This is a genomic window from Alteromonas sp. ABV2_168 (assembly GCF_056161165.1).
This window is the reverse complement of the sequence record NZ_JBSWYQ010000001.1, coordinates 226,823-247,678: the sequence shown is the minus strand read 5'-3', so window position 1 is coordinate 247,678 and position 20,856 is coordinate 226,823. Positions and strand designations below refer to the sequence as shown.

The window sequence follows — 20,856 nt, the reverse complement described above, 5'->3', positions numbered from 1 at the left end:
ACTATCAGGCGGGAAGCCGTCCCGCCATTTGTATATAACTAGTTTTATTGCCACCTAAAAATACAGTGACATCGTACCGCCCGTTGCTATCAACCGGCACAGTCACTTTCATGTCCCGGGGAAGCGACTGGGCTGACGGTTGAGTATGATTCAGCGTTAATGTCATACCGTCAACCTTCGCTGTAACTGCACAATCTTCAGCCGTCACATCAAATACGAGTTGACTAAATAGCGCCCAATGCTGCTTCTTCATCTTAATTCTACGATGAAAGCCTTCTGGTCCCATTACCTGAACATCAATACGTTCATCCGATGCCGCTATGGTGTCAGTAAACTGCTGATGCTGGTCAATAGTATACCGCTTGGGCACGGCATCTAAGTTGTAGCGATCGTAAAGATGAAAAACAATCGCTTTACTTCCCTCATTCATAAAAGTTAGGCGGAGATTACTGTCCTGCTCACCGAGTGATACTGCAGGCCGGTACTGATTAGGCCGCTGTGGACGGAAGCCTTTTTCTTGTACTGGTATTGTAAATTCTTTCGGCATGATGGGCACCGTACGCTCGGGAAGTGCGGCAGCCAAGCGGGCTTCGCTTCTGGGATCTGGCATTGTCGGAAGTGTCGATTTATTGGGCGTTTCAAAATCGAAAGCACTGGTGAAATCACCGCAAACTGCTCGTCGCCACGTCGAAATATTTGGTTCTCTAACACCAAATCGTTGTTCAAGAAAACGAATGACAGAAGTGTGATCCATGACCTCAGAACATACAAAGCCACCCCGACTCCAGGGCGATATAACATATGCAGGTACACGAGGGCCTAATCCGTATGGGTTACCCATTAAATCCTCACGCTCAAGATCTTTGTCAGCTTGAGAAAAGTGCAAATGGTACTCACCTTCAGTGGAAACCTGAGAATGGCCGGCATAAGTACCATCGCGCTCTTTTGAAGGGGGTGCCGGCGGAGGCATATGATCGAAAAAACCATCGTTTTCATCAAACATGATAAATAACGCAGTTTTTGCCCAGACCTCTGGGTTTGCGGTTAATGCATCCAGCACATCTGCAATATAGGCAGCGCCCTGCGCCGGGCTTGACGGACCCGGATGCTCAGACCCTTGTGCTGTAGCGATAATATACGAGACCTCAGGCAAACTATCGTTAGAGGCATCTTTGCGTAGTTGGTCCAACGCTCTTGTGGTGAGTGCGCGCTGTGCTAGCGCCGGTTCACTGTCGTCAGCGCCCGAATATGAGGCCTGAAACGCGTGAAATCCTACCAACGGATTATCAGTAAAGTTATCCGCCATGTCTTGATAAATGGTCCAGCTAATACCAGTTTCTTGCAGTCGTTCGACGTAAGTTGTCCAGGTATAGGCTTCTGGATACCCACCATTTTCGGGCAAATTATCGTGGGAATTACCAATAGCGGGCCCACCCTGATCACCATCACCATTGTTCGTTCCCGACCACAGAAATAGCCGGTTTGTGTTAGTACCCGTCTGCGATGAACAGTGGTACGCATCACATAATGTGAATGCCTCAGCCAGCGCAAATTGAAACGGCATGTCGTCGCGCTCATAATAGCCCATAGCATGTAAGTACTTGGCATCGGGCCAATGACTCATGCGCCCATGGTCCCAGGCATCTTGTGCATCAGGCCAGGAGTGCGGCGTACCTTGTACCCGCATGTGAGCAAAATGCTGGCGGGTATTTAGAGGAAAAGGTGTAACCCATTCAGGCCCTTCTTTTGTTGTGTTCCGTTGTAGAAAAACATTCCTGTTCTGCTGTTTTTCCCAGTTTTTGGCTGGGGCAGGATACGGATCAGAAAAACCTCGAACACCAGATAATGTGCCAAAGTAATGATCGAATGACCGGTTTTCCTGCATCAGTATGACAACGTGCTCTACGTCCATAATGGTACCGGTTTTTACCTTGGCAGGAATAGACAACGCCCGTGCGATTGATGGAAAAGCAGCGAACAAGCTGGTGGCGCCAGCGGCGGCAATAAACTGACGGCGAGTAAAGTCGGCCATGAAATTACCTTGATAATTAGTGAAGAAATATGCCCCCGCGGGGTAAACAGGGGCATAGTGGTCATGCTTTATGACAGCATTGATGCTAAAAATTAGAAGTCTGCACCAACTGTCAAGGACACTGTGCGCGGAGATCCAGGATAAACGCTGTTCGTGCCTACGCCTATGATGTACTCGCGATCGAGTAAGTTATTAACGTTCAAGCGAACATGCACTTCTTTAAGTTGTGGCGTTACATTCACAAAATCTGCGCCAATGTATGCATCTACAACATCGTAAGCTGGCGCGGACGCACTATTTTCAAAATTAATAAACCGGTCACCGATATGTCTTAATGACAAACCCGAACTCATCGCATCGCCCATATAATCAAGTGCTAACGAGTAGAAGGTTTCAGGGCCACCGTACACCTGATTGCCCGCCACAATGCCCGAGTCAGCATCCAGACCTGCATCCCCTGTCCCCAGGTATTCGGAATCGTCATATGTGTAAGATCCAGACAACCGCAGTGCTCCGGTTAGCTGATAAGAAGCCAATAGTTCCATACCTCTGCTTTTCTGACCACCTGCATTTATGTACGAGCCATCCACTTCTTCCTTGTAGTCTATGCCATCAAGCACACTGGTATCCAGTTGTACGATGCGGTTATCAAACTTGATGTCGTATAAGGTCACAGCAGCATTAAAGTCGCGGTTGTTATAGCGAAAACCCACTTCAATATTGTCGGAGGTTTCAGGGTCGATAGTCCCCAATTCATTGTTCGATAATCCCGAGTCAATGATCCCCGGCGTGATTGATTTGTAGTTTTCTGAGTAACCGGCAAAAACTTCCAGACCATCAAGGGGCGTAGTGTATGTCGCGCCAACGTACAGCAGAGGGTCTGACGTGTTATCCAAATTCGCGGTGCGATCATCGTTGTAGAAATGGTCGACTTGAGTATCAACCTGATATTGCTTCACACCGACACTGGCAGCCAAAGGCCCGACTTCCAGGTTTTCCTGAATGTAATACATGAGCTCTTTGGTGTTAGATTCTGTTTTGTATTGCACCCAGTAAGGAGTCTGACTAAATTCAACACTGGTTTCAGGATTATTAATAAGGTGCCATTGTCGTGTAACGTCGGCATCGTAATATTCATACCAAATACCCGCACGCACGGTATGCGCCACCGAACCCGTTACGAAATCGTAAGATATATCCCCATTTAAACCGAAGCGACGGTTACTATAGTTTGAAGTACGATACGAACTCACCGGCTCTACATTGCCTTCATAACAGTTGGGATCTTGTGCTGCACTTAATCCATAACGTCCTTCACAACTATCAATCAAAGTGCCTGGTGTAGTGGTACCAGCATTGACATAATAGATATCATCGCCTTCGTAATCACCGTAAATGGTATTTCCTGATAATTCGGCGTCTAATGTACCATCGCCATCCACATCAGTGACGTAAGGCGGGATCCAATCACCACGACCATCCATGCGATGGAAATAAGCAGATGTAGTAAAAGCGAAATCGCCAAAGTCTTTGTCTAACTTCAGGCTGTAAAATTTATTTTCTCGTAGTGCTCGCCAGCCATTTCTGTTGTTTTCATCTAGTCCAGGAATGCCCGTCCAGTTAGCATGAAGTGCATCATGACGCGGGTTTTCATAGTAATCTTCCAGCGATACATACTCATATTCGTTTTCGTTAGAGTCGTTAAAAGTGGCAAAGGCAGTAAGGTTATAGCCGTTGATATCGCTAATAAGCTTTCCTGTTAAATAATCTTTTTCAGTAACCGCTTCATTGTCCCACACATCTTTGTTTTCTGCAGATGAACCACTGATAAAGAAATAGGTATTCTCAAACACCTCTCCTGAATCGTAACGGAAGCGATATTTGCGCGCATCCTGATCCCCGGCCATGTAGTAAACACTAACATTTTCATCCATTAGTGGATCAGTTGTGATGAAGTTTAGCGTACCGCCTAGCGCCTCATTTGAGCGCGAACTGATATCAGCAGTTCCCTGACTTACCTCAACGGTTTCTAAATCGAATACGTCGATGAATTTATTCGCTTTGCTACCACCACCGTAGCCGGAGCCGCCATTTGGTAAACCATCTAAAGTGGTACCAATTTGTCCATTGCTGGTATTAAAGCCACGCATGCGAATGTTGGTCATCCAGTCAGATGACCCAAATGTGTCCGCTTCCTGAACGATCACGCCCGGTAACTCCTGCACAACAGTATTCACTGAAGCGTTGGCTGGACGGCGGGAAATCATGTCCATCGAGACGGTATTAGATGCAAAGGTTTGCTTCTGACCAATGACAACGATCTCTTCGGTTTGCTGTTTTTCTTTTTCTGGTGCTTCTTCTGCAAGTACTGAAGGACCTGCCATTGCGAGCATTAATGGTGAAAGGGCAAAGCAGTTAAGCTTTTTCATTTCGTTTCCTTGTGTGTGGTTTTATGTGAAAAGCGAACGTCGGGCAAGACAAGCCCGATAGGTCGATGAGGCTGAGAGTAAGGAAATAATGTGACAATTTGTGTGAATTGATGTGACATTTTGTGGATTAATGTGGTTTTCACTTGAGTACGTCAAGGAAGTGCATATACTTATCTTCGATAAAAACTCGAGACAACACCATGACAGACCGGCAAACAGCAATTCTAGAATTAGTAGAACTTCACCGTTCTCTTACCGTTACTGCGCTATCACGTCAGTTTGATGTATCAGAAGAAACCATTCGCCGCGACATACGCCAATTAGAATCGGCTGGCAGGGTTGAGAAAATTCATGGCGGAGTAAGATTACCTGCGTCTCAGTTGGAACCGCCCTATTACCAACGTGTAAATCGCAATGCCGAGAGTAAAAAGCGAATTGGCGAGAGGGCGGCAATGTGCATCACTGACGGAATGACAATATTTATAGACAGCGGCACCACCAGCTTTTGGCTGGCAAAATCACTCGCAAAACAAAAGAACCTCACTGTTATTACCAATTCTTTAGAAGTCGCTGGAGAAATTGCCGGTAAGCCCGACTTCAACCTGGTAATTATTGGCGGTGTGGTGAATATGGATTATCGAGCCGCATTTGGTATCGATGCAATTTGTCAGGCTCAACGCCACTTTCCAGACATTCTTTTTTTATCAACGGGCGGAGTGAGTGCAGAAGGTGGATGGCTGGACTTCAGTACGGAAGAAGCTGAATTTAAGCGTGCCTTACTCACGCTTGCCAGAAAAAAGATCGTACTGACAGATTCCTCAAAGTTTGACGCTGCGGGCACCGTTCAATTTGCGCAGCTTGAACAAGTCGACACGCTCATTTGTGAACAACAGCCATCAAACATATTAATTAAAGCACTAGCGTCTTCACAAGTAGAGGTAATTTGCACAGGATAATTACTGGCTCAATAAATTGTTCACACTTTACCGTTACCCTGTCGTCAGAAATGTAAGAAGGGGTCGCTTTTTATGTGTGAGCGCATTTTTCCTCGTTGGAAAAAGGAACAGATCGTCTTTATTTTAAGTACTGCTGTTGCCGCCTTCAGTACCTATTTTTGTATGTATGCCTTTCGTAAACCCTTTACGGTGGCGAATTACGCACAAGCAGAAGAATTATTCGGTCTAGACTTTAAAAGCGTGCTTATTATTGCTCAGGTGGTGGGGTATGCAGTATCAAAATTTATTGGTATTCGCGTTATTGCAGAAATGAGCACAGCCCACCGGGGCAAAGCTATTCTCTTGCTAGTCATGGCATCGCAAGTCGCGCTCATTACATTCGCCCTTCTCCCGGATGACGTTAAATGGGTGGCGCTGTTCTTCAACGGACTACCACTAGGAATGATTTGGGGACTCGTTTTTAGTTACCTGGAAGGTCGACGCACCACAGAGATCCTTGCGGCCATTTTATCGGTAAGCTTCATCGTGTCGACGGGAGTAGTTAAATCGGCTGGACTGTTTATTATGCTCCACCTTGGCGTAAACGAATACTGGATGCCCGCAGCAACCGGTCTGTTATTTACTGTGCCACTTTTTTTGTCCGTTCGATGGCTGGCCAGCACCCCAGCGCCGTCAATACGAGATATTGGTGAACGACGCAAACGCCAGCCCATGTCCCACCATGATCGCTTAACATTAATCAGTTACTACTTCACCGGCCTTGCCTGCTTAACTCTGGCCTACATGTTACTTTCTGCTATTCGCGACTTCAGTGACAATTTTGCCACTGAGTTATGGCAAGAATTGGGATACGGAGATGCACCGGGCATATTCGCAGTTTCCTCAATCTACGCCTCTTTGGTTGTGCTTATACTCCTTGGTTGTGTAATGTGGATAAACAATCACTTTCGAGCGTTAATGGTGAACCACATCATGGTTGTTGCAGGCTTTGTTGGCATGGGGGTCAGTTCGTTGCTTTTCCAGCAAGGTATACTTTCAGGGCTTAGCTGGATGATAAGCCTGACCGTCAGTATTTATTTGGCCTATGTGCCTTTCAACTGCATTGTTTTTGAGCGACTGGTTTGTTTGGTCAATGTGAGAGCCAATGCTGGATTCCTCATTTACATTGCCGATGCAGCAGGCTATGCAGGAGGCGTGGCGATATTACTATTTAAAAGTGGGTTCGAAGGCGATGTGAGCTGGGTACATTTTCTAATAGACAGCGCCTATTTTGTATCAATTATCGGCATGGTGCTGATGCTATCGGCTGCGACCTTTTTCAGGCGAAGGCTTGCGGGAGGAACGCACAACACGTTAAAAGACGCACCTGGGCGCGCCTTTTAACGGTTGAGACAACCTATTGACTTACAGCGACGGACGATATCGCAACGATACCCCAATGGAACGACCCACCACATCATAACCGCTGACAGTATTGAAGCGGGTTGCGCCTGCAGACGGAACTGGTGGCTCTTTGTCGAACAGGTTGTCCACACCGGCGCTCAGCTCCAGTTCACCGGTTGCCTGCCAGGAGGCCGCCACATCGATGTAATTCTGTGCGGAAATCCCGATACTGCGGTCGCTGGCATAGTCCACATCACCAATCCGGCGCCAGCTGACCTGCACGTTCCAGGCATCCAGCCCCCAGCCGAGTGACAGACGATGCTTATAGTCCGCCTGCAGTGAGCTGGCGTAGTCACCGGTACAGGCCGTACCGTAGGTGCCTTTACAGTCTTCAAATGGCAGGGTCGGATCAAGCTTTTTCTTAGCTTCAGTAACCAGGTTAGCTGAGTAGTTTAGGGTAAAATCACCACCCATCGCTTCCGGCGCTGCAAACTGATACTGAGCAGAGATATCCAGACCTTCCTGAATAAAGGTACTGACGTTGAAGTCATTGACCAGAGCCGTAGTGATAAAACCAGTTTCCTCATCACGCAGCACTGCGCCACACAACGGGTTGCCCGCAACAGGGTTATCGATATAACAGTTCTGCAGCGCCGCTGCTGGCTGAATAACCCAGATAGCATCATTAATCTCAATGCTGTACCAGTCAATGGTCACGTCCAGGCCGTCAACGTATTCCGGTGTATAAACCACACCGATGGTAGTGGAATCCGCTTTCTCCGGTTTGATATCCGGGTTACCACCGTAGGTATACAGCGCGGTAGAGGAATCCCACTCAGTGCCCACTGCCGGTGCGCCGTAGCGGGCACACTGGTCGGCATCGCCGGTACCTAACAAGCAGGGGTCACCCTCAAAACGCCCCGCTAAACGGCTGATAAACTGGTCGCTATACGGGTCAAACAATGCCAGAGACAATCCGGAAACCGGCCCTGCGAATTCGCCAAGGTTAGGCGCACGGAAGGCGGACTGACGAGTCCAGCGCAGACGCCAGTCATCATTCACCGTCCAGTTCAGACCCAGCTTGTGAGTGTTGTCAGCATCGGTGTTGGAATAGCTGGAGATGCGGTATGCGCCTTCAAAATCAAGCTGCTGCACGAAGGGCATGTCGGCAAGCAGGGGTACCAGCACCTCAGCAAAGGTTTCTCTGCTGTAGAAGCTGGCGTCTATTTCTGCTGAACTGCTGGATGAAAAAGTGGTGCCTAGGCGGAACGCGTCGCCCGGCATCTGCACGCCGGCTTCGCGGCGATATTCATAGCCGATAGCGTAGCTTACCGGCCCTGCCGGCAATTCAAACAGCGGCGTTGATTCACCGGAGAAGGTGATAGCAGCAACGTTCTGCGTGCGCTCGCGATCATGGTAGATCAAAGTGGTCTCTAGACTGCTGAGCGCTACTGACGGATCGAATAAATCTACAGTGTTGGCGATGGCGGCAAAAGTACTGCTGCCCGAGGCACTGGTGTCATAACCGCTACCGTAAACCTTATCGGTTTCTTCAGTTTTGCCATGCTGGGCATAAACGTCGTAACGCAGATAATCGGTGATATCACCCTTAAAGCCCGCCTGGAACTGCACCGTGTCACGCATAGTCCGGGTGCGCTGAAGGCCAAGACCCAAATTACGGTTCACCGTCACCTGAGCCTCACCATTGTCATCAAAGGTCAGGCGGCTGGCGATATCGTCAGTAATGTAAGGGTTGTCCGTGGTCAGGGTAACCGTCTCATTCACGGAAACCGGCGTCTGACCTACACTGCCTGCCGACATTACCTCAACCCGGGAGTACATAGCGCGGCCGTAGAAAGTCACATTGTCATACAGATCAACGTCCCAGAATAAGCCGGTTGATTTACGGGTCATGGGCGATACCAGGTACGACGCTGCGGTCACATCGTTGGTGTTCATCTCACCGGTGATGCTGCCGTCATCGGCAATGCCGAAACTGTTGCCGCTGGCCACATCGGTGTAATAACCGCCGGTGTTAACCACACTGGTGCTGTTGAGCATGGCAAAATCACGCTCGCCGGCCAGCAGGGCATCCCGGTCGGAGTAGCTGACAAAGCCAGTCAGGTGACCTTTACCATCGAGTATATCGCCACCAAATACCGCTTCAGCATTGAACTGCTCCGCGCCGCCATCGGGAAATTCGTAGCTGGTAGAGAACTCCATCCCGGAGAAGTTATCATCGAGAATAAAGTTAACCACACCAGACACGGCATCTGCGCCGTATACGGCTGCCGCGCCGCCGGTCAGCACGTCTACCCGCTTAATAAGTCCGGCCGGAATAGCATTCACGTCTACAGCATTACGGAAGCCGAAAGGCACTGCCCGGGTACCATCCAGCAGAACAAGCGTCCGGTTCTGGCCCAATGCACGTAAGTCGATGGTGGTGGCTGAACTGCCACTGGCACCGTCACCCGGCGCCTGGGGCAGTTTGAAAATAATGTCTTCAACGTTTACTGCACGGTCGAGCTGAAGCTGGAATTCATCAATGGAGGTCACAGGGCTGGTAGCCACTATCTCTGCTCTGGGGATTCGCGTACCTGTGATGCTGACCACTTCAACATTTGCTGCATCATCACTGGCAGCTTCCTGCGCATATACGCCAGCAGAGCCCAGACTCGCGAATAACGAAAGATTGATTGTGAGCGCCAGCTTAGTCAAGCGGCGATTCGGCCTTACATCCGTGTTCATAGTCATAAAAACTCCGGGTTGTGTGTTCGGAAAATCGGTTTGGCCCGTCGACGCTACAGCCGGGTATCAGCGCAGAGAGCAGAAAGTTGAGATGCGGAAGTTTTGTCTGAGGCAATACCACCACCACATAACAATTTTTTATCTCATATGAATTACAAATTCAAGAATATTTTATTATGAAGTCCAATTTTTCAGCTTTCTAGTGTTCGATAAAACATCAAATCAAACAGGTAGCAATTTTCTATGAAAGTGTCCGGTTTACGGCTCTGTAAACTCATTTAGTGCGGGATGAAAAGGTGCTCCAGCAATGATGTGAAAAATGAATTTGTGATAAAGCAGTAACCTGCGATTAAGTTCCGCAATCTCAAAGAGCAACACAGGGCTTAATTTTTAGGGTAGAGGAAATAAAAGACAGCTATTGGGAAGCTGATGGAATATCGTGGGAAAAGATTAAGGGAAAAGTGTGAAACTAACCGTGATACAAATCGTACCACAGTTAGTTTCAATAGGCTTCTAACTCATTGAATTACAACGAGTGGCTGAAGCGGAGAATGATTACATCATTCCACCCATGCCGCCCATTCCGCCCATACCACCCATATCAGGTGCACCAGCAGCTTCTTCTTTAGGCAGCTCAGCTACCATCGCTTCTGTGGTGATCATCAGAGAGGCGATAGAAGAGGCGAATTGCAGCGCAGAACGGGTCACTTTAGTCGGGTCAAGGATACCCATTTCCAGCATGTCGCCGTAAGTGTCGTTACCTGCGTTGTAGCCGTAGTTACCTTCGCCGTTCTTGATTTCATTAACAACAACCGATGCTTCTGCACCAGAGTTGATAGAGATCTGACGCAGAGGCGCTTCCATCGCGCGCAGAGCCAGCTTGATACCGTGAGTCTGGTCTTCGTTTTCGCCAGTCAGGTCTACCAGTTTAGCGGCTGCACGAACCAGAGCAACACCACCACCAGGGACTACGCCTTCCTGAACCGCAGCGCGGGTAGCGTGCAGTGCATCTTCAACGCGGTCTTTCTTCTCTTTCATTTCAACTTCAGTAGCAGCACCTACTTTGATCACCGCAACACCGCCAGACAGTTTAGCCAGACGTTCCTGCAGCTTCTCTTTGTCGTAGTCAGAAGTAGAATCTTCGATTTGACCACGGATTTGAGCGCAACGACCTTCGATAGCGGCTTCGTCACCTGCACCGTCAACAACCGTAGTGTTGTCTTTATTTATAACTACACGCTTCGCAGTACCTAAGTCTTCCAGCTGAACTTTTTCAAGCTCCAGACCAATCTCTTCAGAGATAACAGTACCGCCAGTCAGGATTGCGATGTCCTGCAGCATAGCTTTACGACGGTCACCGAAACCAGGTGCTTTAACAGCAGCTACTTTCACGATACCGCGCATGTTGTTAACAACCAGAGTTGCCAGCGCTTCGCCTTCCAGATCTTCAGCGATGATCAGCAGAGGCTTACCGGCTTTAGCAACGCCTTCCAGTGTAGGCAACAGTTCGCGAATGTTTGATACTTTCTTGTCAACCAGCAGGATGAACGGGTTGTCTAATTCAACAGTGCCATTTTCCTGGTTGTTGATGAAGTAAGGAGACAGGTAACCACGGTCGAATTGCATACCTTCTACTACGTCCAGCTCGTTTTGCAGAGCCTGACCTTCTTCAACAGTGATAACACCTTCTTTGCCTACTTTTTCCATTGCTTCAGCAATGATTTGACCCACTTCTGAGTCAGAGTTAGCAGAGATAGTACCTACCTGAGCGATAGACTTGCTGTCGGCACAATCAGTAGACAGAGCTTTTAATTCTTCAACAGCTGCAGCAACAGCTTTATCGATACCGCGCTTCAGATCCATCGGATTCATGCCTGCAGCAACAGATTTCAGACCTTCAGTTACGATAGCCTGTGCCAGAACAGTTGCAGTAGTAGTACCGTCACCCGCTTCGTCGTTTGCTTTAGACGCTACTTCTTTAACCATCTGCGCGCCCATGTTCTCGAACTTGTCTTCCAGCTCGATTTCTTTGGCTACAGATACACCATCTTTAGTGATGGTAGGGGCACCGAATGACTTATCCAGTACTACGTTACGGCCCTTAGGACCTAATGTTACTTTTACTGCGTTTGCAAGAATGTTAACGCCTTTCAGCATCTTCGTGCGGGCGTCATCACCAAAACGTACTTCTTTAGCTGCCATGTTTAAATTCCTCTAAATACGGTTAAAACGTTAAACGTCTATTACTCAACGATTGCCAGAATGTCGCTTTCGCTAACGATAAGCACTTCTTCACCTTCCAGCTTCTCGGTTTTTACACCGTAACCGTCGTTGAAAATAACGGTGTCGCCAACTTTTACGTCAAGAGCTTTAACTTCACCGTTCTCAAGGATACGGCCGTTACCCACAGCGATAACTTTCGCACGGGTAGATTTTTCTGCAGCAGAACCGGTAAGCACGATGCCGCCGGCAGATTTAGTTTCTTGCTCAGCGCGCTTAAGGATTACGCGGTCGTGTAAAGGACGAATTGCCATTTTCAAGTCTCCTGAAAATTCCAACTATCTAAATGTTAGTTAACAAGGACGTACGGTCTTGTGTACGCCATTTACTGTATAAAGAAAGCAGTCTCCTGCCTTCAAATCGTGTTCTGCGTGGATAGATGGGGGAGTCACCCTACAACTTCAAGGGGATTTGGTGAAAAAAATGCAAATTTTTTTACTTTTCTCAGGGGGAGCGGGATAAATAATTGAAGAACAGAACAATCAGGCCACACGACGGAGCGTGCGGCCGCAGAAGCTTATTTAAGGCGGGGCTTATCTTCACCGGCTGATTTGTCGGTGTACTGACCTTCAAATACATCGCCGTCAGCATTGTACTGGCCACCCTGAGGACGCTGACCGAATGGATCGGCGCCACCGGCAAAAGGTCCCTGTTGCTGAAACGAGCCTGCCGTGACCACACGCATCTTCATATGCTTGCTGACAAATCCGGCGATAAGGTGACGGGTACCGGGCAACACCAGTAAAATACCGAAAATATCTGTGATAAAGCCCGGCGTTACCATTAACACACCGGCCACGGCCAGCATCAGGCCCTCTACCATTTCTTTGCCCGGCATTTCACCGCGCTGCATTTTTTCCTGCGCTATCTGTAAGGTGTGAATGCCTTCCCGCTTCACAAAGTAAGCGCCGATGAAGGCGGTTAATAACACAATTCCAATGGTGTTCCATCCGCCGATGATGCCGCCAACTTTTACCAGTAAGGCAATTTCGATAATGGGCATAATGGCGAACAGCAAAAATAAAAGTCGCAAAACTAAACCTCGTTGCTTAAGTTTAATGCCGGCTGCAGCACAAATTTTCGTAGACTGTTACCAGCAAACTGAAAGGGTAAAGTGGGGTTGCTCACTTTAAACACAAGTTATTTCTTATGAGTACGACAGTTTTCACGGTAAGGGATTCGTTCTGAACAGAAAAATCTGAAAGAATACCGCTACTGCCACGGTCAGTTATGGGAAATGTCCGTTGCACCCTGATAATGCAGTATCCGGATCGGGACGGCTGAGCCACCATCCGCGATATTGCGCTTTTTCTGAAGGATAAGCTTGTTATGAAGTATTTTTCGTCCCTGCTGTTTATTTGCCTGTGTTTATTGCTGCCCGCACAGACCTCAGCACAAATTCCGGATTTCAATCAGGGAGACGCCTTCCCGCAACAGGAAGAGCCTGACTTTCTGCCTGTTGATGACGCTTTCGTGTTTGATTTTCAGCAAAACGACGATGAACTCACCCTTAACTTTACTATTGCAGATGATTACTACCTTTATAAGCACCAGTTCAAACTGGTGGGGAAAGACGTCGAATTAGGTGAGCCGGTATTTCCTGAGGGCAAAGAAAAAGAAGATGAGTTTTTTGGTCTCACCGAAGTGTACTACCACAATGTTTCCTTTACCGTTCCGGTAAACCAGTCCAAAGAGGATGGCGTGGTGAAGGTCCGTTTCCAGGGGTGTGCTGACGCCGGCCTGTGTTATCCCCCGACCGTAAAAGTGATTTATCTGTCTGCTGTGGGTAATGCAGAACCCGCTGAGCAGGACAGCTCGTCTTCAGAAGCCAGCGGCGAAGCGGTAAAATCTGAGCAGTTCGGGCTGGCTGAAAGGCTGGCTGACAAAGACAATCTGCCTGTGACTCTATTACTGTTTCTGGCACTGGGCATTGGCCTTGCCTTCACTCCATGCGTATTCCCCATGTACCCCATTTTATCCGGCATCGTGCTGGGTCAGGGTAAAGGCATGAGCTTAAGCCGCGCCTTCACCTTAAGCTTTGTGTACGTGCAGGGCATGGCGATCACCTACTCCATTTTAGGTCTTGTGGTTGCTTCGGCGGGCGTACAGTTCCAGGCAGCCCTTCAGCACCCGGCCATTCTGGGCGTGTTTATTGTGCTGTTTATTGCGCTGGCTATGGCCATGTTCGGCGTGTATGAAATTCAGTTGCCGTCGTCCTGGCAGAGTAAACTTAACGATGTAAGCAATAATCAGAAACGCGGCAATTTTGCCGGCGTGTTTGTGATGGGTGTGCTGTCCGGTCTGGTGGCTTCTCCCTGCACCACCGCACCACTTACCGGTATTTTATTGTTTATCGCACAAACCGGCGACATGACATTGGGCTTCATTTCACTGTACGTACTTAGCCTGGGAATGGGTATTCCTCTTATTCTGTTTGGTATGACTGGCGGAAAACTGCTTCCGAAGGCCGGTAACTGGATGAACGTGGTGAAGGTGAGCTTCGGCTTTATGATGCTGGCCGTAGCGATTCTGTTTATCGAGCGCCTGTGGTCTTCGTCCTGGACTAATCTGCTATGGGCATTAACGGGTCTTGCTACCTTCTCTTACTATAGCGTAGTCAATCAGCCCACACAGCCGTCTTTCATGAAGGGTGTACGCACCTTGCTTGTTTCACTGGGCTTATTCGCCAGCGCCATGACCGGTTATGTCACGCTGTTTGGCGGCACGTCATCGCCGGTTGCGCAACAAAGTGGTCAGCACGGGAATGATGCGGGTCATCCGGAATTTATGGTCGTTAAAAACCTGGATGACTTTGAGCAGAAGCTGGCTGCTGCAAATGCCGAAGGCAAAACGGTGATGGTCGACCTGTACGCCGACTGGTGTGTGGCCTGTAAAGAATTTGAGAAGTACACCTTTCCCGATGAGGCGGTCATCTCTGCGCTTTCAAACACGGTATGGATGCAAATCGATCTCACAGAGAACACGCCGGTGAACCTGGCTTTCCAGGACGAGTTTGATGTACTGGGATTACCTACTATTTTGTTTTTCAATACTGCCGGTGAAGAAATCAATCAGTCCAGGGTAACGGGGTTTATGAGAGCAGACGCATTTGCTGACCACGTGAACCGCGCACTGGGCAATCAATAGCAGAACAGCCCGCTAAACCGCAAGCATAAAAAAAGCCCCTTGGGAGAAGGGGCTTCGGGTCCGGGTGAGACGTTATTTTAGTAACGCGCCTCGAACGTTAATCTTACTGAGCGCGGAGCCTGCCAGCTGTAAGCTGCGCCATACCACTGGTTAACTGTACCTTCACTACTCTCGTAATGCTCATTCAGTGCCAGCGCTTCCTGTGTATTTAACACATTGAAGATGTTAATGAACGTACGCATATCGACACCCTCGTAAGAGAATGCGTAAGCTGCTGACAAGTCAACCTTGAAGGTCCACGGTGTACGACCTGCACTGCCACGTGGTGCATAGCGGTACAGCTTGTCTTCCTGTGCACAGGTATCACCCTCTACAGCACAGCCCTGATAGATGTAGAACGTATCGCCGTAGCTGCCGTATACATTCGGATCTGTATCCGGGTAGCCCTGACCAAACGCAGACAGCGGACGACCGCTTGAAAGCGTAGAGTTAAAGCCCACAGTGAAGTCTTCAGTGACGTCATATGAACCATACATCTTGAACACGTGACGACGGCTTTGATCTACTATGCAGATATGATCTAACATCGGGGACTTAATCGCATCTTCCCTAACAAAATTAACCGTACCGGCAAGATGCGCAGAAACAAATAACCAGGTAGGTACACGTGGCTGCCGGGAATAAAGTGCCGGTGACGACATTAAGTGCAAACAAATGTTCGCGGAAGAATGGAAAAGCGTCTAGCTGGTATAGAGAGTGTTAAAAAACCATAGATTATCATCTAATCTTGCGTCTATTTCCCCTGATTAGACCAGTATTTTGCTGCGAAAACTATCTCATCCTCTATAATCTGCCGTTAACCTGGTGGAAATCCACAATTCATGGTCCAAAATTCGTGCAAGCAGAGTTATTTTCTGTTGAAATGCGTTGTAAGCAATCATTTTAAGAAAGATAGCAGCAAGTTTATGGAAATTTTGTTACTTAATGGCCCCAACCTGAATATGTTGGGCAAGCGTGAACCGGAAACCTACGGTTACCAGACGCTTCAGGACATTGTCGATAATCTGGTAGAAAAAGCCAGCGCGGCAGGTGCATCGCTGAGCCATTTCCAGTCTAACGCAGAACACGAATTGATCAACCGCATTCATGATGCCATGGGAAAGGTCGATGCTATCATCATCAATCCTGCGGCATTTACACATACCAGTGTCGCCCTTCGTGATGCACTGTTAAGTGTAAACATCCCTTTCATTGAAGTGCATTTGTCTAATGTGCATGCAAGGGAACCTTTCCGCCATCATTCATATCTATCTGACGTTGCTGCAGGTGTCATCCTTGGCTTAGGTGCCATTGGTTATGAACTCGCATTGACGGCAGCCCTGAACCTGAAAAACTGAATTAAAAACGAGAAATGACAATGGATATCAGAAAAATTAAAAAACTCATCGAACTGGTTGAAGAATCCGGTATTGCCGAACTGGAAATCACTGAAGGTGAGGAATCTGTACGCATCCACCGTGGTCCTACTGGTGCTGCTGCACCAATGGCTTACAACTATGCTGCACCAGCGTCTGCTCCTGTAGCAGCACCTGTTGCAGCACCTGTTGCTGCCGCTGCGCCTGTTGCTGAAGCACCGGCTGCCGAGCAAGGGCCTACTGGCCATCAGGTTAAATCTCCGATGGTTGGTACGTTCTACCGCGCTTCTTCTCCTACTGCCAAGTCATTCGTTGAAGTCGGTCAGTCTGTAAACGTTGGCGATACCCTTTGTATCATCGAAGCAATGAAGATGATGAACCAGATTGAAGCTGACAAAGCGGGTGTTGTTAAAGCTATTCTGGTTGAAAACCAGGAACCGGTAGAGTTCGATCAGCCTCTGTTCATCATCGAATAATCAGGCGGCCGATATGTTAGATAAAGTACTCATAGCTAACCGCGGAGAAATCGCGTTACGTATTTTGCGTGCCTGTAAAGAACTGGGCATCAAAACCGTAGCCGTGCACTCTACCGCGGACAGAAACTTAAAACACGTACTGCTGGCAGATGAATCCATCTGTATCGGTGGTGCTTCTGCAACTGAAAGTTACCTGAACATTCCGCGCATTATTGCTGCGGCGGAGGTAACCAATTCAATTGCCATTCACCCCGGCTACGGCTTCCTGGCGGAAAACGCAGCGTTTGCTGAAGCGGTCGAGAAAAGCGGTTTTATCTTCGTTGGTCCGAAAGCGGACACCATTAACCTGATGGGCGACAAAGTGTCAGCGATTAACGCCATGAAAAAAGCCGGTGTACCTTGTGTACCGGGTTCCGATGGCCCGCTGACCGACGATGAAGAACGCAACAAAGCCATTGCTAAACGCATTGGTTACCCAATCATCGTTAAAGCTGCCGGTGGTGGTGGTGGTCGTGGTATGCGTGTTGTACGCAGCGAAAGCGAACTGATCCAATCTATCGCAACCACACAGGCAGAAGCCGGTGCCGCGTTCGGTAACCCGGTTGTGTACATGGAAAAGTTCCTTGAGAATCCCCGTCACGTTGAGATTCAGGTACTATCAGACGGTCAGGGCAATGCGATTCACTTAGGTGAACGTGACTGTTCAATGCAACGTCGTCACCAGAAAGTTGTGGAAGAAGCGCCGGCGCCTGGTATCTCAGAGCAAATGCGCAACAAAATTGGCGAGCGCTGCTGTAAAGCTTGTGTAGAAATTGGTTACCGCGGTGCAGGTACTTTCGAATTCCTGTACGAAAACGGCGAATTCTATTTCATCGAAATGAACACCCGTATTCAGGTAGAACACCCTGTTTCTGAAATGATCACCGGCGTTGATCTGATTAAAGAACAGCTTCGCATTGCTGGCGGTCAGCCACTGTCTGTTGACCAGTCACAGGTACAAATTCGTGGTCACGCCATTGAATGCCGTATCAATGCGGAAGACCCGGACACGTTCATTCCAAGCCCTGGCACAATCAACACTTTCCACTCACCGGGTGGTCTGGGTGTACGCTGGGAATCGCATATTTACAGCGGCTACAGCGTACCGCCGTATTATGATTCCATGATTGGTAAACTCATCACTTACGGTGAAAGCCGTGATGAAGCCATTGCCCGTATGCGCCACGCGCTGGACGAACTGGTAGTAGACGGCATTAAAACCAACATCCCGTTACAGCGCCGTATCATGGCCGATGAAAACTTCTTTGCCGGTGGTACTAACATCCACTATCTCGAGAAGAAACTCGGTATGGCGTAAACGTCAAAAATCGATAAAACACCCGCTTTTGCGGGTGTTTTTGTTTGTGCTGTTTTCACCGTCCTGAGAGTATGAAACGAAGAAAAGGAGAAAACTGTGCGAAAATTTTTGTTACTCACGCTCATTATGATCACCGCTGGATGTTCCAGTCAGGACTGGCGCAGTGCGTCCAGAGAGCCTGCGGGCATTGCTTATGCGCCGGATAACTTTTCTGACGCGGTTATCGAAGTCTATGCGGCTGATGCCTACAGCTGGCGTGGCTGGTTTGCCGTGCATACCTGGATTGCGGTAAAGCCGCAGGATGCACCGGAGTACACAGTGTATGAAGTCACTGGCTGGCGGGTAAAAAGTGGCCTGCCTGCGCTGAGGGAGTACACTACGCCGACGCCGGATCGCTACTGGTATGGAGCAAAGCCGGAGAAAGTCCTTTCGGTTACCGGTGAAAAAGCCAGAGCTTTGCTACCTAAGGTGCAGGAAGCCGTTGCCCGCTATCCCTGGGCAGATGAATATACCCTTTTTCCGGGACCGAACAGCAATACCTTTCCGGCCTGGGTAGGCCTTCAGGTTCCTGAGCTGGAACTGGATATGCCTTTTACCGCAATTGGTTCAGGTTACGCCAGGTAATGTTTGGTTACACTTCGCGGGTGGCTTAACAGCGCGTCAGCATCTACCTTATGAGTGCACCGGACGGACTGGTGCATCAGATTCCTGCTCTTTACAGGTGTGTCTGACGATTCATTAAGGAGTTGTTTTATGTCGTCTTTTTTCAAAGCTGCCCCACTGTTAGCTTCTGCAGTTGCCGCCGGTTTGTTTGCTCCCTCTGCTTTAGCTTATGAAGACAGTGGTCTTTACGCCGGAGCCGGTTTTTTCACAACTACGTCTGAAGATTGCAGTAGTTGCGGCTACTCCGGTCAATATGTGGAAGCCGGATACGATTTCAACGAAATTACCTCTGTAGAATTCAAATATGGCCGTGAAAAAGGGATGATTACCATTGCTTACGCCGGTTTAAATTTGGGTCACGATTTCAATACAGACTGGTTTCGTTTCTATGGGAAGCTGGGAGTATCGCGGATAGATGAAGACAACGCAGTGATAGACTCCGTTATCTGTAATGAATTTGAATGCATTCCCGGCTCCTACTCTAGTACCTATCGCAGAAATGAGTTTACTGCCGGAATAGGCGCGAGATTCACCTTTTCAGGTAAAGCACAGGGCTTTTATGCCAAGCTCGAATCAACAGCAGTTTCAGACTCTGGCGATGACGTTTCTGCGGCATTGATGGCAGGTGTTGGTTACCGCTTCTGATTTTGCGTGCTGGGAGGCGGTGCTTCCGCCTCTCTCATATTCCTCGTAAAATCATTCGCAAGATCATTCGTAAAATACGATTTCACTCATCGCTTTTTCCCGATATCCGGACCAGCTGGTCAGCGCTATTATAATCTCAACTTCAAACGGGAAGACCTCTTCCTGAACATCTCTCCCGATGTGTTTGAGTTCCCAATCTCATTGCGTTCCACTTCTATGCCAGCCCCGTGCTGGCTTTTTTTTTGCCCGAACATTTGTCGCCTGAGCTAATGTAATAAATTCATCGTATTGTGTTTGGTTTATTTGTGTCCGGTATATGGAAAGCAGTGTTATGTGGCGGTATTTTTCAGGTTTGTGTGTTGCTCTTTTTATCAGCACCAGTGCTTCGGGTCAGAGTGAATGGTCTTTTAACGACAAGCTGGATTTACAGGTTCGTTCAGATGCCCGCTCAGACAGAGATCACCGCACGCAATACCGGATCCGCTATTATCCTCAACTCGCTATGGGGGAAAGCTGGAGCCTGAACAGTTTTATTGTCACCGGTAATGACTTCTCTTCAAGCCACAACACCTTGTTTGACGGTAGCAGCCAGCAGCTTCATGTCCGTCGTTTATATGTCAGACATACGTCATCTGCAGGCAAGACGGAGATTGGTATTATTCCCACCTACAAAGGGCGGGTATCTTCCACCGGCTTGTCGAAGGACGGCTGGATTGAAGGTATTCGCCATGTGGTTAATCTGAACAGTCATCACGCCGTAGAACTGGTTGCCGGGCAACTGGATAATCAGGATCCCTCAGATGCTCTGCAACTACCGGCGAAACTGGATTATGCAGAGCTGGAATATTCGGGCCGTTTTTCAGATAAAGCCGGCTTTGAGATCAGTCTGGAGCGCATGACAGGCGGTAATTTTGTCCGCAGTGAATACCGCTATGCCTGGCACCCGCAGCACGAAGTATTTATTGAGTGGATCCAGCGTCTTGACCAGTCACGCAATAAAGCCATTATTGGCGTTGCCGGGGAAGGTGCCATTAAAAACTATCCGCTGTCCTACTTTGTCTACGCTTCCCGGGTTGATGAAGGGCTGGGTTCCCGTGCGGAACTCACCGAGGACTTTCTCGGATACGGTCATGGCTTTTCCGGCGAAATAGGCGGCAGTGCGCTGTTCGCAGAAGATGCAGAATGGTTTATCCGGCTGGACGTGGTGGACAACGTTGAGCGTATTCTCACCGGTTTAAAAATGAAGTTATAAAAAAAGGCCTTCCCGGAGAGAAGGCCAAACAGCAAGAACGCGTACACACTTCAACAGTGCATAATAAAATACG

General features: G+C 48.6%; 16 protein-coding genes. 9 read left to right on the top strand and 7 right to left on the bottom strand.

All coding sequences use genetic code 11. From position 1 onward, the window contains the following. Positions 1-4 precede the first annotated feature (4 nt). Positions 5-2,032, bottom strand: coding sequence for a phosphocholine-specific phospholipase C (locus ACXAH4_RS01185; protein ID WP_474842031.1), 2,028 nt, complete (start codon positions 2,030-2,032; stop codon positions 5-7). 92 nt (positions 2,033-2,124) lie between these two features. Continuing rightward, positions 2,125-4,461 (bottom strand): TonB-dependent receptor, encoded by a 2,337-nt coding sequence (locus ACXAH4_RS01180; RefSeq protein ID WP_474848557.1) that lies wholly within the window; start codon positions 4,459-4,461, stop codon positions 2,125-2,127. Positions 4,462-4,661: 200 nt separating this feature from the next. On the opposite strand from ACXAH4_RS01180, the gene ACXAH4_RS01175 reads away from it, so the two are divergent. Together ACXAH4_RS01175 and ACXAH4_RS01170 are read left to right on the top strand one after the other, a co-directional pair. Further along, a complete protein-coding gene (locus ACXAH4_RS01175) occupies positions 4,662-5,417 on the top strand; it encodes a DeoR/GlpR family DNA-binding transcription regulator (RefSeq protein WP_474842035.1) in 756 nt (251 codons plus the stop codon). 72 nt (positions 5,418-5,489) lie between these two features. Next, positions 5,490-6,800 carry a DUF5690 family protein gene (locus ACXAH4_RS01170; protein WP_474848559.1) on the top strand — a complete coding sequence of 437 codons (1,311 nt, stop codon included), beginning with the start codon at positions 5,490-5,492 and terminating at the stop codon, positions 6,798-6,800. 21 nt (positions 6,801-6,821) lie between these two features. Here ACXAH4_RS01170 and ACXAH4_RS01165 read toward each other — a convergent pair whose 3' ends face one another. The 4 genes from ACXAH4_RS01165 to ACXAH4_RS01150 form a co-directional block, all read right to left on the bottom strand. After that, positions 6,822-9,554 carry a TonB-dependent receptor domain-containing protein gene (locus ACXAH4_RS01165; RefSeq protein WP_474880350.1) on the bottom strand — a complete coding sequence of 911 codons (2,733 nt, stop codon included), beginning with the start codon at positions 9,552-9,554 and terminating at the stop codon, positions 6,822-6,824. Positions 9,555-10,103: 549 nt separating this feature from the next. After that, positions 10,104-11,750, bottom strand: a complete 1,647-nt coding sequence (gene groL, locus ACXAH4_RS01160; protein WP_474842047.1) for a chaperonin GroEL — start codon at positions 11,748-11,750, stop codon at positions 10,104-10,106. 41 nt (positions 11,751-11,791) lie between these two features. Then, positions 11,792-12,082, bottom strand: a complete 291-nt coding sequence (locus ACXAH4_RS01155; RefSeq protein ID WP_349590566.1) for a co-chaperone GroES — start codon at positions 12,080-12,082, stop codon at positions 11,792-11,794. Between the two features lie 263 nt (positions 12,083-12,345). Further along, on the bottom strand, positions 12,346-12,861 hold the full coding sequence (locus ACXAH4_RS01150; RefSeq protein ID WP_119503060.1) for an FxsA family protein: 516 nt from the start codon (positions 12,859-12,861) through the stop codon (positions 12,346-12,348). A 296-nt stretch (positions 12,862-13,157) separates the two neighbouring features. Between ACXAH4_RS01150 and ACXAH4_RS01145 the strand changes: the two genes are divergently transcribed. Continuing rightward, positions 13,158-14,975, top strand: coding sequence for a protein-disulfide reductase DsbD (locus tag ACXAH4_RS01145; protein WP_474880348.1), 1,818 nt, complete (start codon positions 13,158-13,160; stop codon positions 14,973-14,975). Between the two features lie 77 nt (positions 14,976-15,052). On the opposite strand, the gene ACXAH4_RS01140 is transcribed toward ACXAH4_RS01145, so the two are convergent. Continuing rightward, entirely contained in the window at positions 15,053-15,685 is a 633-nt protein-coding gene (locus tag ACXAH4_RS01140) for a hypothetical protein (protein WP_474880346.1), read from the bottom strand. A 255-nt stretch (positions 15,686-15,940) separates the two neighbouring features. On the opposite strand from ACXAH4_RS01140, the gene aroQ reads away from it, so the two are divergent. From aroQ to ACXAH4_RS01110, 6 genes are all read left to right on the top strand, one after another. Further along, the gene (gene aroQ, locus ACXAH4_RS01135) at positions 15,941-16,372 is read left to right on the top strand and encodes a type II 3-dehydroquinate dehydratase (RefSeq protein WP_303572374.1); all 432 of its coding nucleotides are present in this window, start codon (positions 15,941-15,943) and stop codon (positions 16,370-16,372) included. A gap of 20 nt (positions 16,373-16,392) precedes the next feature. Next, positions 16,393-16,866 (top strand): acetyl-CoA carboxylase biotin carboxyl carrier protein, encoded by a 474-nt coding sequence (gene accB / locus ACXAH4_RS01130; protein ID WP_474848565.1) that lies wholly within the window; start codon positions 16,393-16,395, stop codon positions 16,864-16,866. A gap of 13 nt (positions 16,867-16,879) precedes the next feature. Beyond that, complete coding sequence (gene accC, locus ACXAH4_RS01125; RefSeq protein ID WP_474842057.1) at positions 16,880-18,223, top strand: acetyl-CoA carboxylase biotin carboxylase subunit; 1,344 nt, start codon at positions 16,880-16,882, stop codon at positions 18,221-18,223. 126 nt (positions 18,224-18,349) lie between these two features. Next, the gene (locus ACXAH4_RS01120; protein WP_474880643.1) at positions 18,350-18,847 is read left to right on the top strand and encodes a DUF3750 domain-containing protein; all 498 of its coding nucleotides are present in this window, start codon (positions 18,350-18,352) and stop codon (positions 18,845-18,847) included. A gap of 129 nt (positions 18,848-18,976) precedes the next feature. Next, entirely contained in the window at positions 18,977-19,531 is a 555-nt protein-coding gene (locus ACXAH4_RS01115) for an outer membrane beta-barrel protein (protein WP_474848573.1), read from the top strand. A 331-nt stretch (positions 19,532-19,862) separates the two neighbouring features. Further along, positions 19,863-20,783, top strand: coding sequence for a hypothetical protein (locus tag ACXAH4_RS01110; protein ID WP_474848575.1), 921 nt, complete (start codon positions 19,863-19,865; stop codon positions 20,781-20,783). Positions 20,784-20,856 lie beyond the last annotated feature (73 nt).

Bases quoted from the DNA above. Each gene is read 5' to 3' on its own strand.
- ACXAH4_RS01185 (WP_474842031.1), bottom strand. From the start codon at position 2,032: ATGGCCGACTTTACTCGCCGTCAGTTTATTGCCGCCGCTGGCGCCACC.
- ACXAH4_RS01180 (WP_474848557.1), bottom strand. From the start codon at position 4,461: ATGAAAAAGCTTAACTGCTTTGCCCTTTCACCATTAATGCTCGCAATG.
- ACXAH4_RS01175 (WP_474842035.1), top strand. From the start codon at position 4,662: ATGACAGACCGGCAAACAGCAATTCTAGAATTAGTAGAACTTCACCGT.
- ACXAH4_RS01170 (WP_474848559.1), top strand. From the start codon at position 5,490: ATGTGTGAGCGCATTTTTCCTCGTTGGAAAAAGGAACAGATCGTCTTT.
- ACXAH4_RS01165 (WP_474880350.1), bottom strand. From the start codon at position 9,554: ATGACTATGAACACGGATGTAAGGCCGAATCGCCGCTTGACTAAGCTG.
- groL (WP_474842047.1), bottom strand. From the start codon at position 11,750: ATGGCAGCTAAAGAAGTACGTTTTGGTGATGACGCCCGCACGAAGATG.
- ACXAH4_RS01155 (WP_349590566.1), bottom strand. From the start codon at position 12,082: ATGGCAATTCGTCCTTTACACGACCGCGTAATCCTTAAGCGCGCTGAG.
- ACXAH4_RS01145 (WP_474880348.1), top strand. From the start codon at position 13,158: ATGAAGTATTTTTCGTCCCTGCTGTTTATTTGCCTGTGTTTATTGCTG.
- aroQ (WP_303572374.1), top strand. From the start codon at position 15,941: ATGGAAATTTTGTTACTTAATGGCCCCAACCTGAATATGTTGGGCAAG.
- accB (WP_474848565.1), top strand. From the start codon at position 16,393: ATGGATATCAGAAAAATTAAAAAACTCATCGAACTGGTTGAAGAATCC.
- accC (WP_474842057.1), top strand. From the start codon at position 16,880: ATGTTAGATAAAGTACTCATAGCTAACCGCGGAGAAATCGCGTTACGT.
- ACXAH4_RS01120 (WP_474880643.1), top strand. From the start codon at position 18,350: ATGATCACCGCTGGATGTTCCAGTCAGGACTGGCGCAGTGCGTCCAGA.
- ACXAH4_RS01115 (WP_474848573.1), top strand. From the start codon at position 18,977: ATGTCGTCTTTTTTCAAAGCTGCCCCACTGTTAGCTTCTGCAGTTGCC.
- ACXAH4_RS01110 (WP_474848575.1), top strand. From the start codon at position 19,863: ATGTGGCGGTATTTTTCAGGTTTGTGTGTTGCTCTTTTTATCAGCACC.